General features: G+C 65.8%; 21 protein-coding genes. 8 read left to right on the forward strand and 13 right to left on the reverse strand.

The features are described from left to right. Window positions 1-183 precede the first annotated feature (183 nt). The gene (locus GY937_11235) at window positions 184-948 is read right to left on the reverse strand and encodes a DUF2092 domain-containing protein (protein MCP5057283.1); all 765 of its coding nucleotides are present in this window, start codon (window positions 946-948) and stop codon (window positions 184-186) included. 120 nt (window positions 949-1,068) lie between these two features. After that, the gene (locus GY937_11240; protein MCP5057284.1) at window positions 1,069-2,259 is read right to left on the reverse strand and encodes an acyl-CoA dehydrogenase; all 1,191 of its coding nucleotides are present in this window, start codon (window positions 2,257-2,259) and stop codon (window positions 1,069-1,071) included. A 242-nt stretch (window positions 2,260-2,501) separates the two neighbouring features. Here GY937_11240 and GY937_11245 point away from each other — a divergent pair, with 242 nt between their 5' ends. Continuing rightward, the gene (locus GY937_11245; GenBank protein ID MCP5057285.1) at window positions 2,502-2,960 is read left to right on the forward strand and encodes a hypothetical protein; all 459 of its coding nucleotides are present in this window, start codon (window positions 2,502-2,504) and stop codon (window positions 2,958-2,960) included. 140 nt (window positions 2,961-3,100) lie between these two features. On the opposite strand, the gene GY937_11250 is transcribed toward GY937_11245, so the two are convergent. From GY937_11250 to GY937_11300, 11 genes are all read right to left on the reverse strand, one after another. Next, window positions 3,101-3,739, reverse strand: a complete 639-nt coding sequence (locus tag GY937_11250) for a hypothetical protein (protein MCP5057286.1) — start codon at window positions 3,737-3,739, stop codon at window positions 3,101-3,103. A gap of 17 nt (window positions 3,740-3,756) precedes the next feature. Continuing rightward, a complete protein-coding gene (locus GY937_11255; protein ID MCP5057287.1) occupies window positions 3,757-5,112 on the reverse strand; it encodes a monomethylamine:corrinoid methyltransferase in 1,356 nt (451 codons plus the stop codon). A 74-nt stretch (window positions 5,113-5,186) separates the two neighbouring features. Then, complete coding sequence (locus GY937_11260; protein MCP5057288.1) at window positions 5,187-6,623, reverse strand: hypothetical protein; 1,437 nt, start codon at window positions 6,621-6,623, stop codon at window positions 5,187-5,189. Window positions 6,624-6,655: 32 nt separating this feature from the next. Beyond that, window positions 6,656-7,255: a TetR/AcrR family transcriptional regulator gene (locus tag GY937_11265; GenBank protein MCP5057289.1), complete on the reverse strand. Its 600-nt coding sequence runs from the start codon at window positions 7,253-7,255 to the stop codon at window positions 6,656-6,658. Window positions 7,256-7,333: 78 nt separating this feature from the next. Then, window positions 7,334-7,516 (reverse strand): hypothetical protein, encoded by a 183-nt coding sequence (locus GY937_11270; protein ID MCP5057290.1) that lies wholly within the window; start codon window positions 7,514-7,516, stop codon window positions 7,334-7,336. A 22-nt stretch (window positions 7,517-7,538) separates the two neighbouring features. Then, window positions 7,539-9,203 (reverse strand): hypothetical protein, encoded by a 1,665-nt coding sequence (locus GY937_11275; protein MCP5057291.1) that lies wholly within the window; start codon window positions 9,201-9,203, stop codon window positions 7,539-7,541. 188 nt (window positions 9,204-9,391) lie between these two features. Further along, the gene (locus tag GY937_11280; protein ID MCP5057292.1) at window positions 9,392-9,895 is read right to left on the reverse strand and encodes an ATPase; all 504 of its coding nucleotides are present in this window, start codon (window positions 9,893-9,895) and stop codon (window positions 9,392-9,394) included. Between the two features lie 82 nt (window positions 9,896-9,977). Next, complete coding sequence (locus tag GY937_11285) at window positions 9,978-11,357, reverse strand: MBL fold metallo-hydrolase (GenBank protein ID MCP5057293.1); 1,380 nt, start codon at window positions 11,355-11,357, stop codon at window positions 9,978-9,980. Between the two features lie 231 nt (window positions 11,358-11,588). Next, a complete protein-coding gene (locus GY937_11290; protein MCP5057294.1) occupies window positions 11,589-12,560 on the reverse strand; it encodes a sodium:calcium antiporter in 972 nt (323 codons plus the stop codon). After that, entirely contained in the window at window positions 12,538-14,448 is a 1,911-nt protein-coding gene (locus tag GY937_11295; protein ID MCP5057295.1) for a Na+:solute symporter, read from the reverse strand. Before GY937_11295 ends, GY937_11290 begins: the two co-directional genes overlap by 23 nt. Before the next feature lie 106 nt (window positions 14,449-14,554). Continuing rightward, window positions 14,555-15,445, reverse strand: coding sequence for an alpha/beta fold hydrolase (locus tag GY937_11300; protein ID MCP5057296.1), 891 nt, complete (start codon window positions 15,443-15,445; stop codon window positions 14,555-14,557). Window positions 15,446-15,629: 184 nt separating this feature from the next. Between GY937_11300 and GY937_11305 the strand changes: the two genes are divergently transcribed. From GY937_11305 to GY937_11335, 7 genes are all read left to right on the forward strand, one after another. Next, window positions 15,630-15,950: a response regulator gene (locus GY937_11305; GenBank protein MCP5057297.1), complete on the forward strand. Its 321-nt coding sequence runs from the start codon at window positions 15,630-15,632 to the stop codon at window positions 15,948-15,950. A gap of 90 nt (window positions 15,951-16,040) precedes the next feature. Further along, a complete protein-coding gene (locus GY937_11310; GenBank protein MCP5057298.1) occupies window positions 16,041-16,319 on the forward strand; it encodes a hypothetical protein in 279 nt (92 codons plus the stop codon). Window positions 16,320-16,347: 28 nt separating this feature from the next. Beyond that, window positions 16,348-16,638 (forward strand): PqqD family protein, encoded by a 291-nt coding sequence (locus GY937_11315; protein MCP5057299.1) that lies wholly within the window; start codon window positions 16,348-16,350, stop codon window positions 16,636-16,638. 4 nt (window positions 16,639-16,642) lie between these two features. Continuing rightward, window positions 16,643-17,476 carry a hypothetical protein gene (locus tag GY937_11320; protein ID MCP5057300.1) on the forward strand — a complete coding sequence of 278 codons (834 nt, stop codon included), beginning with the start codon at window positions 16,643-16,645 and terminating at the stop codon, window positions 17,474-17,476. Continuing rightward, window positions 17,449-18,582, forward strand: coding sequence for a class I SAM-dependent methyltransferase (locus GY937_11325; protein ID MCP5057301.1), 1,134 nt, complete (start codon window positions 17,449-17,451; stop codon window positions 18,580-18,582). Before GY937_11320 ends, GY937_11325 begins: the two co-directional genes overlap by 28 nt. After that, the gene (locus GY937_11330; GenBank protein MCP5057302.1) at window positions 18,579-19,634 is read left to right on the forward strand and encodes a nucleotidyltransferase family protein; all 1,056 of its coding nucleotides are present in this window, start codon (window positions 18,579-18,581) and stop codon (window positions 19,632-19,634) included. The genes GY937_11325 and GY937_11330 overlap by 4 nt, the downstream gene beginning before the upstream one ends. Before the next feature lie 213 nt (window positions 19,635-19,847). After that, complete coding sequence (locus tag GY937_11335; protein MCP5057303.1) at window positions 19,848-21,614, forward strand: sulfatase; 1,767 nt, start codon at window positions 19,848-19,850, stop codon at window positions 21,612-21,614. Window positions 21,615-21,763: the final 149 nt, after the last annotated feature.

Below are 21,763 nucleotides of genomic sequence, written 5' to 3' on the forward strand. Positions count from 1 at the left end.
TATGGCGTCTGACGACCCTTCTCGAGGTTCGGCGGGAGGTTCTCCGTGCGCCACCCGCCACACTGCCCGGAGTTGCGGGGCGGCCCACGATGGCTTCCGCCGATTCAGGCAGCATGAGGTTGGGCAGGGCAAGAGGCCACGCCAACAGGAGAGCGGCCATGAGAGTCGTCGGGATCCTGTTGGTCATTCCGGGTCCTCCTCAGCCACGACGAACGGGATTGGTTTCGCGCCCGCCGGAGGGTTGGTGTCGAAGCTGCCGGCAGAAATCGTCGGTGAGGTGTTCCACTTGCGGAACGTGACGCCCATCGCGGGTCGCCCTTCCACATCCAGGGTGGAGATGAGGTACCGGCAGGGGAGCGGTCGGTCCCCCTCCTCGATCCAGAGCTGCAAGTCGACATCGGGTGCACGGAAGGCCAGGTGGTGGCAGGAGCGACCGGCGATCATGGCGGTACCCACGTAGAGACCCGACGTCACGCCTTCAAGGATGCCGGCCCCGCCATCGGCATAGAGCAGATCCACGCCCGGCGGCGCCATATCCAGACGGTCGAGCGCGAAGTCGAGAGTTTCGTCGAGCGACCCCGGGGCCTCCCGGACGGCGAAGTAATTCTGCGGCTTCACGAAGAAGCTGACCTGCTTGCCGTCGTAGGTGAAGACCGCCGAGCCGCGCTGGCCCAGTCGCTCCGAGCGCAGCTTGTTGGGTCGTTGGAGCAGCACGGTGGAGGCACCGCCGTATTGGATCTTCTGGCCGGTCTCGAGCGTGACGTCGACCGTATATTCCGTCGAAATCTCCGCCGCCTTCAGAGCAGCCAGTTCCTTGGCCATCGCATCGACCCGCTGCTTTGCTGCCGGATCGATCGCGGGTGCCGTGGTTTGTTCCGCCCGCGCTGCCGGGGTGCCGACCGCCAGCGCGAGAGCCAGAACGGCTGCCCACTTCTTCCACATGCTCATGCCTCGTCCCTCCTCGAATCGGTCGCAGGATAGCTGGGATCTCCCCGATCTCCCGCTGCACGTTGCGGAACTGGGGATCGCACGATCGAGTCGTGCCGGGCGCGCCATGGGAGCTTCTCTCTACGCGAAGCGCTTGAGCTCGCGCCGGGCGATCACCATCTTGTGGACCTCGTCCGGACCATCGGCGATGCGCAGCGCGCGTCCATGTCGCCACATGGCGGCTACCGGCGTGTCGTCGGTGACACCGAGGGCGCCCAGGCTCTGCATCACGCGGTCGAGGACGTTCATCATCATGTTCGGGACCACCACCTTGATCATGGAGATCTCCTGGCGGGCCTGCTTCTTGCCGTACTTGTCCATCTTGTGAGCCGCATGGAGCGTCAACAGTCGCGCCTGGTCGATCTCCATCCGCGAGGTTGCCACGAACTCCTGGATGAACTGCTTGTCGCGGAGCAGGCCACCCGCGACCTCCCGGTTGTTGGCGTTGCGGCACATGATCTCGAAACCGCGTTCCGCCATGCCGATGGCGCGCATGCAGTGATGGATGCGGCCCGGGCCGAGCCGTGCCTGGGCGATCATGAATCCTGAGCCCGGCGGTCCGAGTACGTTCGTAGCGGGGACGCGGCAGTCTTCGTAGCGGATCTCGCAGTGGCCTCCGCCGCCGGTGTGCCCCATGACCGAAACCGGTCGGATGATCTCGAAGCCCGGGTTGTCCGTCGGCACGAGGATCTGGCTCATGCGCTCGTGCGGGGCTGCGTCGGCATCGGTCACCACCATGGCGATGGCAAAGGAGGCGCCGATGGCGCCCGAGGTGAACCATTTGTGTCCGTTGATCACGTAGTCGTCGCCGTCTCGCACGGCTCGGGCCTGGAGCTTGGTCGGGTCCGCCCCCGAGACCGCTGGCTCCGTCATCGAGAAGCAGGAACGGATCTCCCCCTCGAGCAGCGGCACGAGCCATTTCTCTTTTTGTTCCGGGGTGCCGAACTCGGCGAGGATCTCAGCGTTGCCGGTGTCCGGCGCCTGGCAGTTGAACACCCGAGCCGCGATGCCGCTGCGGCCCATGATCTCGCACAGCGGTGTGTACTCGAGGTTGGTGAGGCCGGCGCCCCATTCGGCGTCCGGTAGGAAGAGGTTCCAGAGCCCGATCTCCTTTGCTTTCGCGCGAAGCTCCAGCATGATGCTCGGCTCTTCCTTGGGCTTCGCCTCTGCCTGCTCGGCGTACTCCCTCTCTGCGGGATAGACGTACTCGTCCATGAATCGGCAGAGCTGCTCTTCGATCGCCCTGGCCTTGTCCGAAAGTTCGAAATCCATCGTCTCTCCTCGCGTTCGTTTTCCCGAAGCATGCTTCGAGCAGCCTGGTCGCACCGGAATGCACGACCGACGAGAGATGATACGGCGAGAGGGTCTTCCGATCGAGGGATTCTCGCCGAAATCGCAGGCTCCGCTGTGCTCCCTCGGCCGTGGCGATCCGCCTGCAGATCGACTTCTGATGGTCCCTTCTCCGGTGCTACCGTCGCCTCATGGAAAGACATCTCTCGCCTGCGGCCTGGGTCATCGTCATCGCCCTCGTTCTCTTGGCGGGCGTCGCTGGTGCCGAGGAGGGCGCGGCCCAGCACGGTGAGGAGGCGGAGAGCCTTCATCACCTGTCGGTCATCCTCGGCGCCACCGACAACGAGGAGGCGACGGGCTTCACCCTCGGCCTCGACTACGAATATGAGTGGTCCGAGCGCGTCGGCTTCGGCGCGGTCCTCGAGAACGCCTTCGGTGACGTCGATGCACTGGTTTTCCTGGCGGTTGCCGATCTGCACCTCTGGCGGGGATTGACGCTGCAGACCGGCCCCGGCGTCGAGTTCATCCACGGAGGCCATGAGAGTGGCGAGCGGGAAGCAGTCTTCCGGCTGGGCCTCGTCTATGAGTTCGAGTTCGGTCAGTTCTTCGTCGCGCCGCAGGCCCACTACGACTTCACGCCTGGCGTCGACTCGTTGGTCGTGGGCGTGGGTATCGCCTTCTAACAGCCCGCCTCGGACCGGTGGAGGGGGGAACCGGCGGCGGAGCGCCGAGCTCGCCCGCTTGCGCTGGTGAGTGCTCGTGGCTCCGGCCTCGCGCTGAGCCCCCGCGGCCCAGCCATGGCAAGAGGCCTTCGGAGCCCCGGCTACGCGACGCCCAGCAACTTCCTCGCGAGATCCACGCCGTCCTTCGCCTGCGCTCCCCAACCGTCGGCGCCTTCTCCGTCCGCCCACTTCTGGGACGTGACGGCGCCGCCGACGATCACCGGGTACTTGTCGCGTACGTCCATTTCCTTCAGGAGACCGAGGAGCTCGGTGAACTTTTCCATCGCGGGAGCGAAGACGACCGAGACGGCGATCATGTCCGCGCCGGAATTCTCGGCGGCCTCGTAGAAATCCCAGGGCGCGTTCTTCTCGCCCATGTCGACGACCTCGAAGCCTCCGATCGAGAGCAGCGTACCCACCAGGTTCTTCCCGATGTTGTGCTGGCTGAGCATCGTGCCGAGGACGATCTTCTTGCCGGTCTTCTGCCCTCCGCCCTTGGGCAACGCCTCTTCGATCAGCGGGATGCAGGCCTTGGCGCAGACACCGGCGCGCACCAGGTCGAGCACGATCGCCTGCTTGGCCGCGAAGCGGTTGCCGACGTCGTTGAGCCCGTTCATCACTCCTTGCTCGAGGATGTCCATGGGGTTCAGGCCGGCGTCCAGCAGCTCGCGGGTCATCGCCTCGGCCTCGTCGGTCTTCGTCTGACTCACCAGCTCTCGTAGGTCTTCGATCGTGGACATCTTCATGTTTCTCCTGCTCAGTGGGTCCAGGTCGGGTAGTCGAGGCCCAGATCCTGGAAGATCCGCGTGAACTTCCGATAGTGCTCGACCAGCTCGGGCGCGGGGTTCAGGGTCTTCGGGTCGTAGAGCTTGCTGAAGTGCATCGGGGACGGATCCGGGCTTTTCTCTGCTGCATTGATCCTCTTGAGCAGCTCGACCCCCTCCTTCGGCGACAGCCCGGCGGCGGCCCGCGCCATCTCACCGGCCCAGCGAGATTCGAACCCGGTCGAGCCACCCGCCAACCAGAGGCCTTCCATGCCCGAGATGGACCCGCCGATGCACGCTGCCGCGGTCGCGTACCAGGACGTATCCGAAAGCGCCCCGGCCGGGTTCCCCATACTGCCAAAGGAGAGCCACGGCAGCTTCAGGTTCCGATCGGCTGCGAGCGCGGCGGCCGTGTTGCAGCAACTGATGTCGTTGCCGATGTAGGTGCCGTGCACCGAGACCGACATGGCCTGGGTGAGCGCGCCGCCGGAATAGGCCAGCATGCCCAGCGTGTGGGCGATGATCTCCATCGCGCCTTGCTCAGGCCCGGTGAGATAGGCGTAGAGCGCAGGCGAGCAGCTCATCCAGGGCTCGATGCCGTGCTGCTCGGCGAAGAACGCGAGGTTGAGCCGGTCGTAATCGATCCGCATGTCCTGGATGATCTGGACGGGCAGCGTGCAGTTGCGCCTGTTGTAGAGCCCTGATCCGAAGGCGCTCATCAAAGTGAGTGGGGTGGTCGCGCTCATCGGGATGCCCAGGAAGAGGCCAGGCTTTCCCGCCCATGTCGCCGCGTCGTTGATGATCCGGGCCTCTGTCAGGCACACCAGCGTCTGCGACGGTGAGTCTGCGATGTTCTTGAAGTCGCCGACGGCGTAGAGGGGGATCGGGATCACGCCGTCGCAGGTAGGCTCCTGCATGACGGTCAGGGCGTAGTTGCGGTAAAGCTCGGTGTCCGTCGTCAGCGCACCGGCCGGGAAGAAGGTGTAGAGGCGTTTCTCGTCGCCGGGCGATCTGGGCGTGAGCGTGATCTCCTGCCGGTCGAAGCCGAGGGTGATCTCGTGCCGCGCCGTGGCGATCACCCCCTCGATCTCGTCCTCGGTGTACTTGACGATGCGTCGTGTGTTCTTGCAGTAGAGGCCGACCTCGAGCAGGAGTTCCTTTCCGGCCTGGAAGACCGCGTCCGCCATGTCGGGGTCGATCATCGCGGGCTCGTCGGGATCGAACTCGAGCTTGTACTTCGCCTGCAGGTCGGCGAGCACGTTGGGGAAGAACTCTGTCTCGAACTTGTCTTCCGCCATGAGCGGACCCGTGGTGGTGCGTTGAATGGTCTCCCACAGAAGCTTGCCCATGGTCCCTCCTCTCGGATGTGGCGCGCAGCAAGGGCACGCAGCCCGTATATGTCGATACGTCTTGGTGAAGGCGCTCAGCCCTGCAGATAACACTCGCGTTCTTGCATGGCGCGTAGCAGCGATGCGCACTCCTGGCCCACGTACCGCATGTGCTGCGGCAGCAGCCACGGCATGGCGTCAATGATGTACCAGGAGAGGTCGATGGGGCTGTCGAACGCGTCTTCCCAGAAGATCGTGCCGGCGTCGTGGTCGAGCAGCATGCCCCGGGCCTGTCCGCCGTCATTGCCGAAGAGGAAGACCCCCGAGTGGTCCACCTGAAGCGGCAGCGGCCGCCGGAACGACTCGGCTAGCACGCGTTCCGCGCGCTGCCAATCGCGCTCGTAGAGGTGCGCGGCGTGCACGATGAAGGTGGCCGCGCCCGGCTCGAGCTCGAGCCGCTTCGCGACGTCATGCTGCAGGCGGATCAACGCCATCGCCTCCAGCGGCCAGTCGCTGTAGACATCGGCGCTGCGCAACACGAAGGAGCCGTAGAGGCTCTGGTCGACCACATTGAAGGTGGCGGAGATCGCGTTGGGCGCGAAAGTTGAATTCACCAGGTCACCCGGCTCGTGGATCACAATGGTGGCGGACTGCGCATCGAGCGATTGTTTCAGACGGTCGCAGACGATCTCGATCTGATCCCGTCCCTCACGCGCGCGCAACCGCCCACCGTAATCGTTGCGGGCGACGTCATCCGAAGAACCCGGGGCGTCGAAGCGCTCGTAGTAGCGCTCGAAGTCCTCGGCGCCGAAATCGAAGAAGGAGGGAAAGTCCTCCGGCTGCGCGACGTCCACCTCGAGATCCTCCGCGATGACCGGCAGGCCCACCGTCACGACGACGTTCAGGGCCTCGGCCAGCCGCTCGCCCTCGGCCGTCTGCTTCTCGCCCCCGATCCGCAAGCAGAGATTGAGGAGCTGGAGCCAGCTGTCGCCCAGGTCATTGGCGTAGAGCGGGAACGAGGTCCTTCGCGAGAGGAACACCTTCCGGCTCGGGATCTCCGGGTCGGGGAGCAGCTGCGGCTTCCTCTCCGGCGCCAGAAGCGGGAGCCCCTGGATCCCCTCGCCCAGGCCGGGCAGCGATCGGCCGCGCCAGTCCAGCAGCTTCACGTCGCGCCGCAGCGTATCCACCGCATCCGCGTCGATCTCCTCGCAGAGCCGCCCTCGACCGCCCGCGATGGCACCTTCGGCGTCGAGCCCGTCCTGCCAGAGCGCCAGCAACGCCTCTCCCGCGATCCTGAGATCGTCGCCGCAGAGGACGAGATGGCGAATGTTGGGATGCAGGTGGAGCCCTCGCAGCAGCCACTCCAGGTCCGATCGGGATTCCAGTGGCGCGACGAACGCGACTCGCTGCTCGTCGAGCGCCTGGAGCATCGGGGCGCGGTCCGCGAATGCGCCGCAGAGGACGAGGTCGCCTGCCTCGACGTTGGCGAGCTCGAGCTTCTTCAGATGATCCGACTGCCAGGTATGTACCATTTCGATTCTCCGGACGGAGGGTTCGGCCCCGCCTACGAAGCGGGTTTGCAGAATGCCCGAATGAACTGACGCTGGAGCCGATCGAGGACTTCGTCGTGGGGCGCCGTCATGCCCTGCTCGACCCAATGGATGAGCTCGACCTGCTTGAGCGCGAGCATCTTTCGCACCAGCAGCTCGGGGTCCTCGTCGACGTAGATGCCCTCGGCGACGCCGCGCTCGAAGAGACCGCGCGGAACCGAGGCGCCCTCGTCCCAGAGCGCGGCACCGCCGGGAAACGCCGCGAAGTCGGACGCCCAGCCGAAGCCGGCCCGGCAGCACATGCGCAGAAAGTCCGGCCGTTCGAGGAAGTACTCCGCACCGAGCCGCACGACAGCGAGGTGGCTCGCGAGGGTGTCCTGCTCGGAGTCACGCGCTGCGCGGATACAGTCCATGAACTCGCGCATCCGCCTGGCGTGGATTCCGGCGACCAGGGATGCCTTGCCTTCGATCACGCCATACAGGGTCCCGAGCGAGATGCCGGCCTTGGCTGCGATCTCGTTCATGCGGGAGCCGTCGGCGCCCTTCTCGGCGAAGACCCGCTCCGCGGCCTCGATGATGGCCCGGCGGTAGATGGATTGGCGCTCCTCCTTCACCCGTCGCCGCAGGGAAGGGGGGCCGCTGGTCGCTGATGTCCGGGAATCGGCTTTCGCCATAATTGGGTAATGGATATTCTAGAAAAGCAGAATATCGATTTCAACTGCCTTTCTGGCGGCGAGCCGAGAAAGACCGAGCGTGGCCGGTCCCGGGCCCCTGCGATCTGGGCGGCGGGCTACCGAGCGCGAAGGGGGGTAGAGCCAGCCGCGGCCGAAGTCGATGCCGAGCTCCTCGAGCGTGTCGAGGCTCTCGCCGATCACCCGCGCCGCGTTCTGCCTTGCCCTATGACTTCGTACCGCGCCTGCGTTCGGCCTTCGGCTTCACCCTGGCGTTGCGCCTGCGTTCGTTCTTGGGCTTCGCCTTGGCGTTGCGCCTGCGTTCGGTCTTGGGCTTCGCCTTTGCGTTGCGCCTTCGCTCGGTCTTGGGCTTCGCCTTGGCGTTGCGCCTGCGTTCGGTCTTGGGCTTCGCCTTTGCGTTGCGCCTTCGCTCGGTCCTGGGCTTCGCCTTGGCGGTGCGCCTGCGTTCGGTCTTGGGCTTCGCCTTGGCGTTGCGCCTTCGCTCGGCCCTGGGCTTCGCGTTCGCAATCCTCTTGCGGTCGGCCCTGGGCTGGCGACGCTCGACATGGCGGCCGGGGCGATGTCTCCGCGAGTCGTCGAGGCCTAGCCGGGCATGACGGCGGCGTGTGCCATTTCGCACGTGCGAGCGCTTGACGCGCTGGCGGTCACTACCCCGGTGGATCTCACGTCGTGAGTCGTGGGACCGGCCTGCCCGGTAGTGGTGGGCGTGATGTGCGCGCCGGACCGGCTTCGTGTGGTGAACGTGCCGGACGCGGTGGTGATGCGGGTAGCTGCGCACGTAGTGGTGGTGTGGTTGTCGCACACGCAACCAGTAAAGGAAGGGGAAGGAGGGGGCCGAGAACACGACCAGCGAATGTCCACGGCTGTAGTGGAAGCCGAGGTGGCCCCAATGCGAGCGCGGATACCACAGCGTGTGTGCATGGGCCGCGGGCACGAAGACGCCGACCCTGAAAGCCGGATAGCCGTACCAGTAAGGGTAGGGCCGCACGTGTGAGAGGTGCGTTCGGCCGTCTGCGTAGCCGTGCTCGTACCCGTCGTCGTAGCCGCCATCGTATGCGTCCTGGCGGGCGCCGCTCTCCTCCTCCCAGGCGGCCGCTGTCTCGACCACCTGCTCGCGCAGTCCCTCGTCCTCCTGAATCGCCTCGGACCACTCGTCGCGCTCGAGCTCATCAGCTGCTGCGACCTTCACCGAGAGATCCGCCAGCCACGTGCGAAGTTCCTCGGGCTCGCGCTCGTAGGCCTCACCGAGGGCCACCGTGAGTTCCAGGTTCTCTGCGAGGACGCTCAGCAACGCCGGCTCGCTGGCCACGTTCTCGAGAGCCTCGGCGAGCTCTGGCTCGACATCGTCCAGCACATCGCCGAATGCCGCGTGGGTCTCCTGCTGCAACGCATCGATCTTCTCGAGTGTCTTGGGCGAGTTCCGAACCGCACGCAACGCGGCTTCTTTCACGCCGGCCGGGGTGTCGGCCAGGATCTCCTCGAGGTCCTCGGGGACGTTGCCCTCGACGATGGCTTCGACGACCTCGGGGTAACGGACCATCTCCCAGAGGTCGGCGCGCTCCGCGTCGTCGTGTCCCTCGAGGATCTCTTCGAAGCCGCGGCTGGTCCACGCCCGGATGCCTTCGATCCGCACGATGAGTTCGGGCTGCGACGCGACACGCATGGCGGATTCGCGCAGCGCCTCGGGATGCCGCGCGATGGCCTCGAGGGCCTCGCGTTCCGACCCGTCGTGCGGGACGTCCGCCCAACTGGAAGTGGCGCCCTCGGGAACCGCGCCGGCCGAAACGGCCCATGCGATGCTGGCCAGGGCACAGCATGCCAGTCTGAAGGGAATTGAAAGGACTCGTTGCCTGTTTCGAGTTCGAGGCATGGCCCGGCTCCTCCGCGCTGCAAGGTGCATGCGGATTGGACGCGCTGCCCGCCCATCCATTCAGTGTGGCAGCTCCAGCCCACGGGCGTTGCCCCGCGGGGCGATGCTGACCGTGACGGGCAAGGGCGAGAGGGTGCTGGTCTACGGCGAGGTGGGAATTCCGGGCCCGTATTCACTCCACCTCCGGTTCAGCGAGACCACGTCACGCGCAACAGGTTCTCCCCGTCGGTGTATTGGTAGTCCAACTCTCCTTCGTACGCGTCATGCAGGGCATCGCCGATGTTGCGAGCCAAACCGGAATCGGTCGTCGTGATGATGACCGCATCCCCCTCCTCGCGGGTCGCCATGATGCGCTTGAGCGCATGTTCTCCCTTCTCCCGTTCCTCGATGTTGCGCGCCAGCCCCAGGATCTCGTCCTGGTGTCCGCGCCAGAACGGCCCGGAGACGGTCAGGATCCCCGCCGGGTACTGATCCCGGATGCGCTGACAAGCAGGGCAGAGCTCGCGGTTGGCGTCCGCAGGGGGCGCGCCCCACATCCAGCGCCCGTTGCGGTACATGGCCCCGCACTCGGGGCAGGCCGTCGGATCCGGAAGCTTCGCTCGGACCTTGTACGGGTCGTGCTCCTGCTGGCGGATGAGCCTGCCCCGGCGCCCTGCGGGCGGGGGCCCCGTCCTCTCTCGCCGATTCGTCATGAGACCCTCCATGCGTTCTCGATCGCCCGAACCGCCCAGCCGGGCGTCCCGTGGTGCGCGGCGTGGCGCTCCAAATGGAATGTTACAGGTCGAACGATTCACCCGCTCGAGGGCAAAGGATCTCTCGGGGGTGATGCTCGTGCTTCAGATGTCGGGCGAGTTCGTCCATGGGCTCGGCCTCGCCATGAACCAGCGCGACGGGAGGACGTCCCCGAAAGCCGCCGTACCAGTTTGCGAGGCCGGTGAGACCAGCGTGCGCAGAAAGCCCACCCACGGTGTGGACCTGCGCGGCGATGCGCACCTCGTCGCCGTACAGGCGCACACGCCTGGTGCCGTCGACGAGCGCCCGTCCCAACGTGCCACGCGCCTGGAACCCGGCGATCACGAGATGGCACCCCCGGCGAACGGCGTGTTGCTTCAGATGGTGTCTGATGCGACCACCGGTGCACATTCCGCTGCCCGCGATGATGATCGCTCCCGATTTCAGCTCGTTCAGCTTCATCGAGTCCTCGGCGTCCGGACAGAGTTCGAAGTTGGGCAGCTCGAAGAGAGATCCCAATTCCCGGTGCGCGCGGCGTGCGGCGGGATCGTAGATCTCGGAATGGCGGGCGTAGACTTCCGTCGCCTCGATCGCCAGAGGGCTGTCGAGGAAGATCTTCCAGCGGTCGAGCCGCCACTCGTCGAAGTGCCGTTGGAACGCGTAGAGAAGTTGCTGCGTGCGACCCACCGCGAAGGCGGGAACCAGGATATTGCCCTTCTCGTGGTCCGCCGCCTCCAGGATCTCTCCCAGCTCACGCCACGTGGCCTCCCAGGACCTGTGCTCCCGATCGCCATACGTGCTCTCGAGCACGACAAGGTCCGCCTCGTCGACCCGCTCCGGATCACAGAGCAGAGGCTTGCCCAGGTGCCCGAGATCGCCGCTGAAGACCACCTTGCGAGGCCGCTTCTTTGCCCCGAGCCAGAGCTCGACGATCGCGGCGCCCAGGATATGTCCTGCGTCGCGAAGACGGACGCGAACCCGCGGCAAGATCTCCCGGTCCTCGCCGTAGTCGAGAACCTCGAACTGCTCCATCGCCTTCTCGGCATCCTCTTTGGTGTAGAGCGGCTCGATCGGCTCCCGGCCCTTCCGTCTTCGCTCACGATTCTCCCACTCCGCCTCCCGTTCATGGATGTAGGCGGAATCCCGGAGCATGATGCTGCAGAGATCGCGAGTTGCAGGATGGGTGAAGATCGGTCCCCGAAAGCCCTGCTTGACGAGGAGGGGCAGGCGGCCCGAATGATCGATGTGGGCATGGCTCAGGACGACGGCGTCGATCTCGCTGGGGGAGAACGGAAAGGGCTGCCTGTTGCGTTCCTGGTCTTCGCCCTGGAAGAGGCCGCAGTCGAGCAACACGGACAGCTCGCCGAGTACGACCCGGTGACACGAGCCGGTCACCTCGCGAGCCGCCCCATTGAATTCCAGCCGGGGGCTCCCACTCTCCGAGCCCGGGCGGGCCGTCACAGCTGTCGAGCCTCACTCAATTCGCGCTCGCTCACGGGGATGAGGTGTCCGAGACATCACGCTTGTACCTTCTCAGTGGGCCAGCTTAGCTACCGCGGCAGGCAGGATCACCCCACGACCGCGTTCGATGGAGCATCGACTGCACGGATCCCGGACTCCCGGCGCGGGTCGCATCCCGGACGTCCGCGACCGTCAGCTCGAATCGACCAACAGAATCCGAAGCACCGCAAAGGACGAGTAGAGGACGATCATCGCGATTGCCTCGTTCCGCTGAAGTCCACGCTTTCGGACGAAGAACACCAGTGCGGCTAGCGTCAGGAGCGCGAGGAACGGGAGGTCGATGACGAGCGTCGAGGCGCTCACGGACAGCGGGTAGATCATTCCGCTGACTCCGAGAGGCACCAACAGATCGAAGATGTTGCTGCCGATGATGTTGCCTACTGAGAGTCCGGTTCGCCCCTTGGCGGCCGCACCGAGAGACAGGGCGAGCTCCGGGAGGCTGGTCCCGGCGCCGATGAGAAGCAGCCCGACCACCGTCTGGTCCCATCCCTGCAGCTTCGCGAGCGCGACGGCGCCGCCCACGACGAACTCGGCCGAAAACACGACGAGGACGAGTCCGCCGAGAATGCCCAGTACGAGAAGCGTCTCTCCCCCTCGAGGTTTCGAGGACGCCTTCGGTCCCGATCGCTCCGCCTGGAGGAGAGAGACGAAGTAGATCGCGTACGCACCGAGTAGCGCTCCGCTCTCGAGCCGGTCCAACTGCCCGTCTGCAGCGAGGAGAGCGACGACGGCGATCGAGAACACGAGAACCCCGCCGTCACGGCGAATCATGCGGGGAGCGAGACGTAGATATCCGAACAGGCCCGCTACGCCGAGCACGAGGCTGCCCTGCGTAATCGCGCTGCCGACCGCGTTCCCGACGACGATCCCCGCTGTTTCAACACCGCCCAGTTGGGAGAGTCCACCCTGGATGGCCACGACGAGTTCCGGCAGGTCGGTCCCGACAGCCAGCACCGTGAGTCCGAGGAATCCGTGAGAGAGTCCGCGTCGCTCGGCCAACTCGATGGTGCTTCGCAATGCGAGCTCCGTCCCCAGCCAGAGACCCATGATTCCGGCTACGACGAAGACGAAATGCACCACGCTACGCCGCCTTCGGCGAGCCACCGCCGTCGCCCCGTGGGCGAAGGCCCAGGCGCCACCACACGGGGACGAGGGCCGCTGCCACGACGAGCAGGAAAACGATCCATAGGCCGCGGCTCGCGGGCCAGCCGACAGGGGCGGGACTTCCGACCAGGGCACTGCCCAGCCCTGCGAGCACGGCAAAGCTGCACCCAGCCCCGGCCACGGTCGCAATGAGCCCCCGTGCGAGGCGCCGCCGCGGCAGGCGGGCTTCTGTGACGGGGCTCCAGAAGCCCGGCGGGCGCGCTCGCTCGAAGAAGGCGGCGAGCGTCGCGAACGGTTCCTGCGGCCCGTACACGGAGACGGCGATGCCGACCGAGGTCGAACCGATCGCCATGAGCAGCAGGCGCAGGACTTCGCGGTCGGACGGAACCATCATCAAGAGCACGGGCGCGAGAATCAGCGAGGCCAGGATCGTAGAAAGCTCGCCCCAAGCCGTCACGCGCCACCACACCCAGCGCAGTACGAGCATCACGCCCATGCCGGCACCGAGCAGCAGGCTGGTCTGCCAGGCCGTCTGGATCGAATCGAGCTGCGTCATGACGAACATCGCGACGGCGAGGATGCCCAGGGTCGAGAGGCGCGCGACCGTGACGAGTTCGCGCGGTGCCGGCTCGCGGCCGCGCACACCGCGGCACCAGACACGCGCGTAGAGATCGTTCGTCCAGTAGGACGCGCCCCAGTTCAGGTGCGTGTCGATGGTGGACGCGAGCGCAGCGAGCATCGCCGTGAGCATGAGGCCCAGGGCACCGACCGGCAGCAGGTCGGCCATGCCGCGCACGAAGGTCACCTCGCGGTCGGCGGCGAGTGCGCCGCCCACGAGCGTGAGGTCAGCGGGGTAGAGCACGAGCAGCCCCAGCGCGATCGGCAGCCAGAGCAGACTGCGCAGCACGACCTGCAGGCCCGTGAACACGACAGCAGCCGTGCGGGCGTCGGCGTCGCTGCGACAGGCCATCGAACGTTGTGCGAGGTATCCCGTCCCGTCGGCGTTCATCTGCACGAGCCATTGCAACGCGAAGGCGGCGAGCAGGAAGGGCCCGGCATCGCGTGCACGCGTCGGGTCGAAGGCCAGCAGCTGATCGGTCGTGAGGCCGGCGCCGCGAACGGCGGGATCATCGAGGGCCTCGCGCAGCCCGCCGAGCCCGCCGACCTCGGCGAGCACGAAGCCCGCGTAGAGCGCAGTGCCGCCGAGCATGAGCGCGAGTTGCAGGATGTCGGTGCGCACCACGCTGCGCAGCCCGCCGCTGGCGGAGTAGCCGAACGTCACTGCCACCAGTGCTCCGACCGAGATCAGGTTGTCCGTGGAGCGAACCCAGAGATCTGCACTCGAACCGGCCGCAAGATCCCGCGCGAAGGGCACACCGATGGCGCGGACTGCGGCTTCCAGCCCAGCAAACAACCGTTCTGGCAACCACGCGTGCCAGAGCAGGAACGGCTCGGCGATCTCCTTTGCGGCCCACAGCACCATCGCGAGTACCACGCAGTTGAACACGGTGCCGAAGTAGAGGGCCTTGACCACTCGCAACGCCGCCGCAGCGCGTCCCGCATAGCGAAGCTCGGTGAGTTCGGCGTCGGTAAGCACCTTCGCGCGCCGCCAACTCGCCGAGAGCAGGAAACCCATCAACAGGAATGCGAGAGCGTAGATCCAGAGCCGCCACAAGGAGAAGATTCCCGCGGTCGCAACGAGCCCGGTCACGAGTAGTGGCGTGTCGGCGGCGAACTGCGTGGCCGCCATGCTCGCTCCGGCCTGCCAGCCCTTCAGGGTGCGCCCAGCGAGGAAGTATTCCTCGAGGCTCCGCGAGGCCTTGCCGCGCGCGCGGAAGCCTGACGCCAGCGCGATGGCCGCGAAGCCCAGGACGATGACGGCGTCGATCGGATGCACGGCCTGAGACTATCAACCAGCGCCGGCCGTCGTATGCTCCACGCCGTTCTTTTCAGGGCGGCGACCCCATTCCATGGGGTCGCTGAGTTCTCGGACCCTAGATTTGAGCCTCTCGCAACACGTGGTGCGCGCCCATCGCGATGCGAGCCGGGACCGTCCCCTCGATGAACTCGTAGAGCAGTTCGACGAAGCGCTGTGGCGCCTCACAGTGCGGGTAGTGGCCGACCCCGGGGAAGATCTCGAGTCGGCTGCCGGGCATCGATTTGTGTGCGGCGTAGGCGTGATCGACGGGGATGATCGGATCCGAGTCTCCCCAGATGATGAGTGTCGGCACTTCGTCGGCCATGTGCAGGCGGTTCGACGCGCTCACGGCCTGACCGCTCGGGTCGACGACTGCACGCAGCGTGCGCATGAACGCGCTGCGTGCATCATCGTCACCGAGGGATGCATAGCTTCGCCACAATTCCTCGACGACCGGCGCGGGGCGCAGGCCCACCCGCGCGGCACCGCTGCCGAGGGACTCGATGGCCCCACGAACCGGTGCCGCGCAGGCCAGGCGCAGCACGTTCTCAGCCCCAGGCAAGCTCAGGAAACGAAGGATCGGGTTCACCTCCTGGCCGAGGCCGCCGCTGCCCACGAGCACCAGGCGTTCAGTGCGCTCCGGGTATTGGTAGGAGAACTGGAGTGCGACGCCGCCACCCAACGACTGGCCGACCACCGTGGCCTGCTCGTGGCCGAGGGCCACCATCAGGTCGCGCAGCGTGCAGGCGAAGGCGCCAAGCGAGTAGTCGCCCTGGGGCTTCTCGGAGCGGCCGTGCCCGAACAGGTCGGGCGCGATGACGGTGAAGCGCTCGGCGAGCGCGGGCATGACCTGGCGCCAGGTGGTGGCGCTTCCGGCCATCCCATGGATCAGCAGCAGGACCGGCCCTGAGCCTGCGGTCCGGTACGTAAGACGTTGATCGTGGATCGAGATTTCACGGAGGTCCATCCGGTGAAGGTCGTCCCATGCGAGAGGGACGCAAACGCCGCGCCAGCCATAGGTTCCGAGGGGTCCCAGGGATGTCCCATGAATCATCGCCGGATCCGCTCGATCTACACCAAGGAATTCCCTGGATGGAAACCGACACCAAGAAGCAGCGTCAGCACTTCGATCGCGGCTCCGGGAGTGGCCGGTGGTCGATGATGAGGGCGAGATTCGCCTCCTGGCTCGGCGGGCCCTGGAGAGTGTCGGTTGCCGCGTTTACGAAGCGTCGAATGAGAACGAGGCCTTCGATGTCGCCTTCCGGACACCCGAGCTGGCCGCGGTGTCCCTGGACACGAGCATGCCGAGTATGAGCGGCGGCGAGACCCTCGAGCAGCTCCGGAACGCCGGGTGTCGACGCCACAAGGTGGGGCGCTTTGGCTTTGGTGTTTCAGGTGGCAACTCCCGCGGGGAGTCAGCCGCTATCACGCAGGGCCTACGCGACCTGTGGGAAACCTCGGATCACGGATAAACTGCTAGCCTAGACGAGCTTCGCGGAGTATCATCTGGTGGTCACGAGGGTGTGTGGGTTACCAGTTGCCTCGCTATCAGGAGTTCTCGAGTGAGTGAAGCTGAGTTGAATCTCCAGGATTACAAGGAAATCGAGGAGCTCGCCGAGCGAACTCGAGTCATCGACCGTCGCACGGCCCTGAAGATGGGCGCTGCCGCCATCGTGGCCGCGCCCGTGCTGGCGTCCACGATCGTGCCGCGCCGGGCTCTGGGCCAGGTCTGCTCGGCGCCGCGTAAGAAGAGGAAGAGGGCGACCAGGAAGAAGGCGACCAGGAAGAGGGCGACCAGGAAGAGGGCGACCAGGAAGAGGGCGACCAGGAAGAAGGTATAACCGTACCCTAGCGGGCGCTGGATCTTCGATGTCGGTGGACACGGTCGATACGAACAAGGTCTACCGGTTGGCCGGCCGCCTGATGTTGAAGCCCGACGGGGACGTGACGCTCGCGTTCGATCCCCAGACGTTGGCCGTTCATCAGCTCAACGCCACCCTGGCCGCGGTTGCGGAGCGTCTCGATGGCGAGCGATCCACGGAGAGCGTCGTGTTGGACTGCTCGGAGGCTTGGGGCCTCGACGTTGGTGCAGCGTCGAGGGAGGTCTACCGGTCGCTGCAAATCCTTCTGGCCGAGAGTTTGATCGAAGTCTGCGAGTGAGCCGGTGCGCGCTCTGAAGCTGAGTTTCTGCGGGGCGCGGGTCGAACTGAAGACCGATTGTGCTCCCCTGTTCACGGCACTGGCGCATCTCTACCGGCCATTCCTGGAAGCCGAAATCCCGGCTCAGGCAACGGAGATTTCAGCGGCGCCTCAGGCATGCCGCGCCTGGCTCGAGGGCGAGCTCCATAGCTTTGGATCGGTTGGAGACGCGGTATACGAGCTGGACCAGCTCATCGAGCCGCGCCTCCTCGCGCATACCTCTTCCCAGCTCCGAGTGCATGCCGCCGCAGTCGAGAGCGCGACCCATACGATTCTGCTGGTCGGGCCATCCGGCTCGGGCAAGACGACGTTGGCGATGGAACTCGTCCGGAGAGGCATGCGGTACCTCAGCGACGAGTTCGCCATCGTGGATCCACGAGCCCGAACTCTCCAACCCTTCCCCAGGGCGGCGACCCGCAAAGCGGAGGGGCCAACCCCGCCCGGCCCGAGAATTGGCTTCTTGGATGGCTGGGGCTTCCGCGACTACGTGCTCCCCGACCTTCGAGCCGATCTAGCAACGCGACCGCTTGGGTCGCGTTGGATTCTGTTTCCCACCCATCGCAAGGAATGCGTTCCGACGGCCGAGATCCTCGAGCCTGGCGAGTGTTGTGCGCGCTTCCTGCCCTCCATCTTCGATTTCGAGGGAGCCGAGCAGAAGCGCTGGCCCGCCCTCGCAAACCTCGTGGCGGGCTCCCGCGCTTGTTCCCTTGACTTCCAGGACGCCGCAGCGGATCTCGACCTGGCTCTCGAATTGTTGGGAAACGACGAAGCTTGGACGACTACTACGCAAAGATCCTGACCGACGACGCCCGCTTGCGCGTATTCGAGCGCGCGATCGCGAAGGCGGTACGCCCCGACGACGTGGTTCTCGACCTGGGCTGCGGGATCGGTACGTACGCCTTCTATGCCGCCCGTGCGGGGGCGTGCCGGGTTCACGCCGTCGACCTCCATCCAATCGCAATGCTCGGGCGGAGTCTGGCCCGTGACAATGGGCTCCAGGTGGAGTTCACCCATGGCGACGCGCTAGGCCTGGAGCTTCCCGAGCCGGTGACCCTCGTGATTTGCGAGGAGTTCCTGGCCACCCTGTTGGAGGGGCCGGCACGAGAGCTGCTCGATGACGCACGAGCTCGGCTCCTGGCCGAGGGGGCCCGCATCATCCCCGCACGAGGTCGCCTCTGGGCCGCGCCGCTTTCCAGCGCAGACGCCCGCGGCAAGATCCTGCCCGCCCAGCTCCTCGGGCCACGGGACGATGGGCTCGATCTAGGGCCTCTCGTCGAGATGCGGCTCAATGATCTGCACCAGATCCACGAGGAAGCGGACGCCCTGCTGCTCGCGCCGCCCGTGGTGGTTCTCGATCATGACTTCGCGGAGTCGATTCCCACCCGCTGGGAGTGCGATCAGACAGTCGAGCTGAATGCTTCCGGATCGCTTGACGGTCTTTGCATGTGGATGGAGCTCCAGCTCGACGACGAGAACTCGTACTCGAATGCGCCGGGCGACGCGGCGATCTGGGGCCAGCTCTTGTTCCTCGTACCAGAGCGCTGGGAGGCTGGGGCAGGCGAGTGCCTGCGTTTCCGGGTGCAGTTCCAGGCCCACGGGATGGACGGTTTCTGGAAGTGGAATCTCGAACTCGGCGGGCCCGACGCGAAGCCGCGGCTGAAGCATACGGGCAACACGTTTGCTTCGACGCCAATGAGCGCCTCGATGCTCGAGAACTACAAGCCGGACCGGCCAATCCGTCTGACCCGGCGTGCGGAAGAGGAAGCCCTCGTGCTCTCGTTGGTCGACGGCCAGCGCACGGCTGATGACATCGCTGCTGAGTTCATGCGGCGGATGAACGTGACCGACCACGATGAGGCGTTGCGCCGGGTCTTCCAGCACCTCGAGGATCGCCGCCGCTCGTGAGCCGTGCCGCCGAAACCCTGGTGCGTTCCCTCGTCGCCGGGGGGGCGCCGGCTCTGCCTGCAGCGGCCGATTGGCCGGAGGTTCACGAGATCCTGCAGAGCCACCGGCTCGGCGCCTGGGCGTGGTCCAAGCTGGCCAGTGCAGCTGGCGGCGACGAGATCCCGTTCCACGTCCGAACCGCCCTGTACGCCGAGGAGTGGCATGTCGCCGAGACCAATCGGCGATTCGCCCGCGAGACCTCTACCTTGCTAGCCGCCTTCCGGGAACGCGACGTGAATCCGATCGTGATGAAGGGGATGGCGTTGCTGGCCCTCGTCTACCGCGATGTCGGCGCGCGCCCGATGGACGACGTGGATCTTCTGATCACCGCGGAAGAGCGTCCGCGGGCCCAGGCACTGCTGGCGGAACTTGGCTTCGAGCAGGCGGTGGGGATCGGCGACGCCGACGAGTACTTCGGTCCGGCGGGTCTCGTCCTCGATCTTCACCACCGCTTCCGGCTCCACGGGGGGCGCGATCTCGCTGCGCTGACGATCGACGCAGCAGCGCCCCTGCTCGGTACGGATTCGATCCGCGTCTTCTCCCCCGAGGCCATGGTTGCCCACCTGGTGCGGCATCTGGTCGGGCACCGGCGCTCGGCCGGCATCCTGCTCGCCTGGGTGCTCGACATCGCATTGGCCCTGGATACCTGGCACGATCGCCTGGACATGGCCGCGGTCGAGACCCTCCTGCCGCCGGGGCCATCGAGAACGGCCCTTCCGCTGGTGATCGGATTCTGCGTGCACAGGCTGGGGGTTCGCATGCCCAAGGGCAGCGGAGAGCCGCACGACGTCTGGAGCTTCGATCAGATCGTGCGAGCCCGGCGGCGCGCGATGTGGAACCTTCGCTCACCTCGCGGCTGGGCCGCGCTGGGCGCTGCGTGGCTGGGAAGATCCGGTTCTCGCGATCGTCCGCGTCTGCGGGCGAAGGACCTGGCATTGGCTCCGTTCGACATCCTGCGCGAGTCCATACGACACAGGTCAGGCGCCGCGAGTTCTTCGAGGAAGAAGATCTAGTACCGGAACCCGCAGGCGTTTCGAGATCGCACGCCAGCTGCAAGAGTGCACAGGTCCAGGGCCATGCACCCGACACAGCGCGCGCGACGCGTTGCGGCGCCAGTTCCCGCTGCGGGTACCGAAGCGTTTTGACACAACGCGGATGCGCCGACATTCAGTTGCTGCACTATCGGAACCGTGGGATGATTGCGTGGCATGCGGGCGCGGATGTCCTTGAGCCGAACGGTGGTGCATGGAGCCAGAGCGGGGGCCGGCCTCGGCTTCTCCTTGGGTGCGTGGATCGGTGTCGTTGATGGATGGCTTGCGCTGCGGGCGGCGGGTGAGGTAGCGGGTCCTTTCGTAGGCCGCCTCGGCACCCTGCTCGTTGCTGCATTGATCGATGCAAGCGTGGGAGGTGTGGTCGCGGGTGTCGCCGGTGCTCTGCTCGCCGCCGTGCTCCACGTCGCACAGCGCGCGGCGCCTGTACTCTCGTACACGCAACGCGTGAGAAGCGTTCGGCCGGTCGCGATTGCCATCCTGCTTGCCACAGGAGCGGCGGTCCTCGTTGCCGTGGCGGGCCTGGTTGGACCGCGGGAAGGCGGGACTGAGCGACCCAATTTCCTGCTGATCTCTGTCGATACCTTGCGTGCTGATCACGTCGGGGCCTACAGATACGAGCGTGCGACGACGCCTCATCTCGACCAGCTTGCCAAGGGTGGTGCTCTCTTCGAGAGCGCATACGCTCAATCGAGCTGGACGTTACCCTCCCACGTGTCGATGCTCACGGGCCTCGATCCCGACGCCCACGGCGTGTTGACGGCTCGCGACCGCATCGATCCGAGGCTCGCAACCTTGGCCGAGCACCTCTCGCAGGCCGGATACTGGACAGGCGCCTGGGTGGGTACGCCTCGCTGGGGATATGTCGGCGCGCAGTATGGATTCGACGCCGGCTTTGACAGCTATCGTCATTCGCCCCACCCCAAGCGATTTCGATCGAGTTGGCTGGTTCGCAAGCTGGACTCCTGGCTCTCGCGCAAGTTCTTTCGAGACGTCGGAAACGCCCGAGAGGAGGTGGATTCGGTCCTGGAATGGTTGCATGGCGCGAGGCGCACTCCCTTCTTTCTCTTCGTTCACTTCTATGACGTCCACTCGAAAGCGGCGTCGCTGCCCTATGAGGCGCCGGAGCCCTTTTTTGATCGTTTCTGCGACTCAGGGATCGAATCCTTCGACGGCTGTGAGGCAGGGCTCTGCGCATCCAATCGTCTCGTCGCAATGGCGCGAGGCGAGGCCCGCCGTTTCGACGCGTCCGAGCTCGATCAGGTTCGGTGTCTCTACGATGGTGGTGTCGCGTTCGTGGATGACGAGATCGGGCGCCTTTTCGAGGCCTTGCGTGGGGCGGAGCTCTGGAAACAGACGGTGGTGATCGTCACCTCGGATCATGGCGAAGGTTTCTTCGAGCACGGTTCTTCCCTGCATGCCACGTTGCACGACGAGATCACGCGTGTTCCGCTTGTGGTGAGACTTCCCGGCGGAGGCGTCGGCAAGCGTGTGAGGGGTGTCGTGTCACTGACGGACCTGGTGCCCACCGTTCTCGAACTCGCGGGAGCCGACGTGGACCCCCTTCGCCAGGGGCGCAGCCTTGTGCCGGTGTTGCAGGGTGGTAGGGACGACGTAGGTAACGCCGCTGTTGCCTTCGACAGCGGTCCAAAATGGGCAATGATCCGGAGGGGCGATCAAAAGCTGATTCAGTTCCTCTCTTCCGGGAACGCACGGCCCCGGGTCGATTCCGAGCTCTACAACCTCGCGCTTGATCCGCACGAACGGCGAAATCGCGCGCGAGGCAAGCCGCGGCAGGTGGAGCGATTGCGCGCGGAGCTGCGCGGTCGACGCCAGCTGGGCCGCAGCTTCCATCAGACTGTCCTCGGAGGTGTGCCAGCTACCAGTGTCGATGTCGGAGAGGAGGAGCGCAAACGCCTGCGTGCCCTGGGCTATGTCGAATAGTTCGAGATCGCTAGTGATGTGATTCACGCTGTTGGGGCATTATCCAGCGCGCGCCTGGCTCTGCCAACCTTTTCGATGATCTCTTCTGCTGTCTTGGACCAGACGAAGGGAGTGGGATCATCGTTGTGTCCGTCCACGTAACTCATCAC

It is taken from the genome of bacterium, assembly GCA_024228115.1.
In the GTDB taxonomy this organism is placed as follows: domain Bacteria; phylum Myxococcota_A; class UBA9160; order UBA9160; family UBA6930.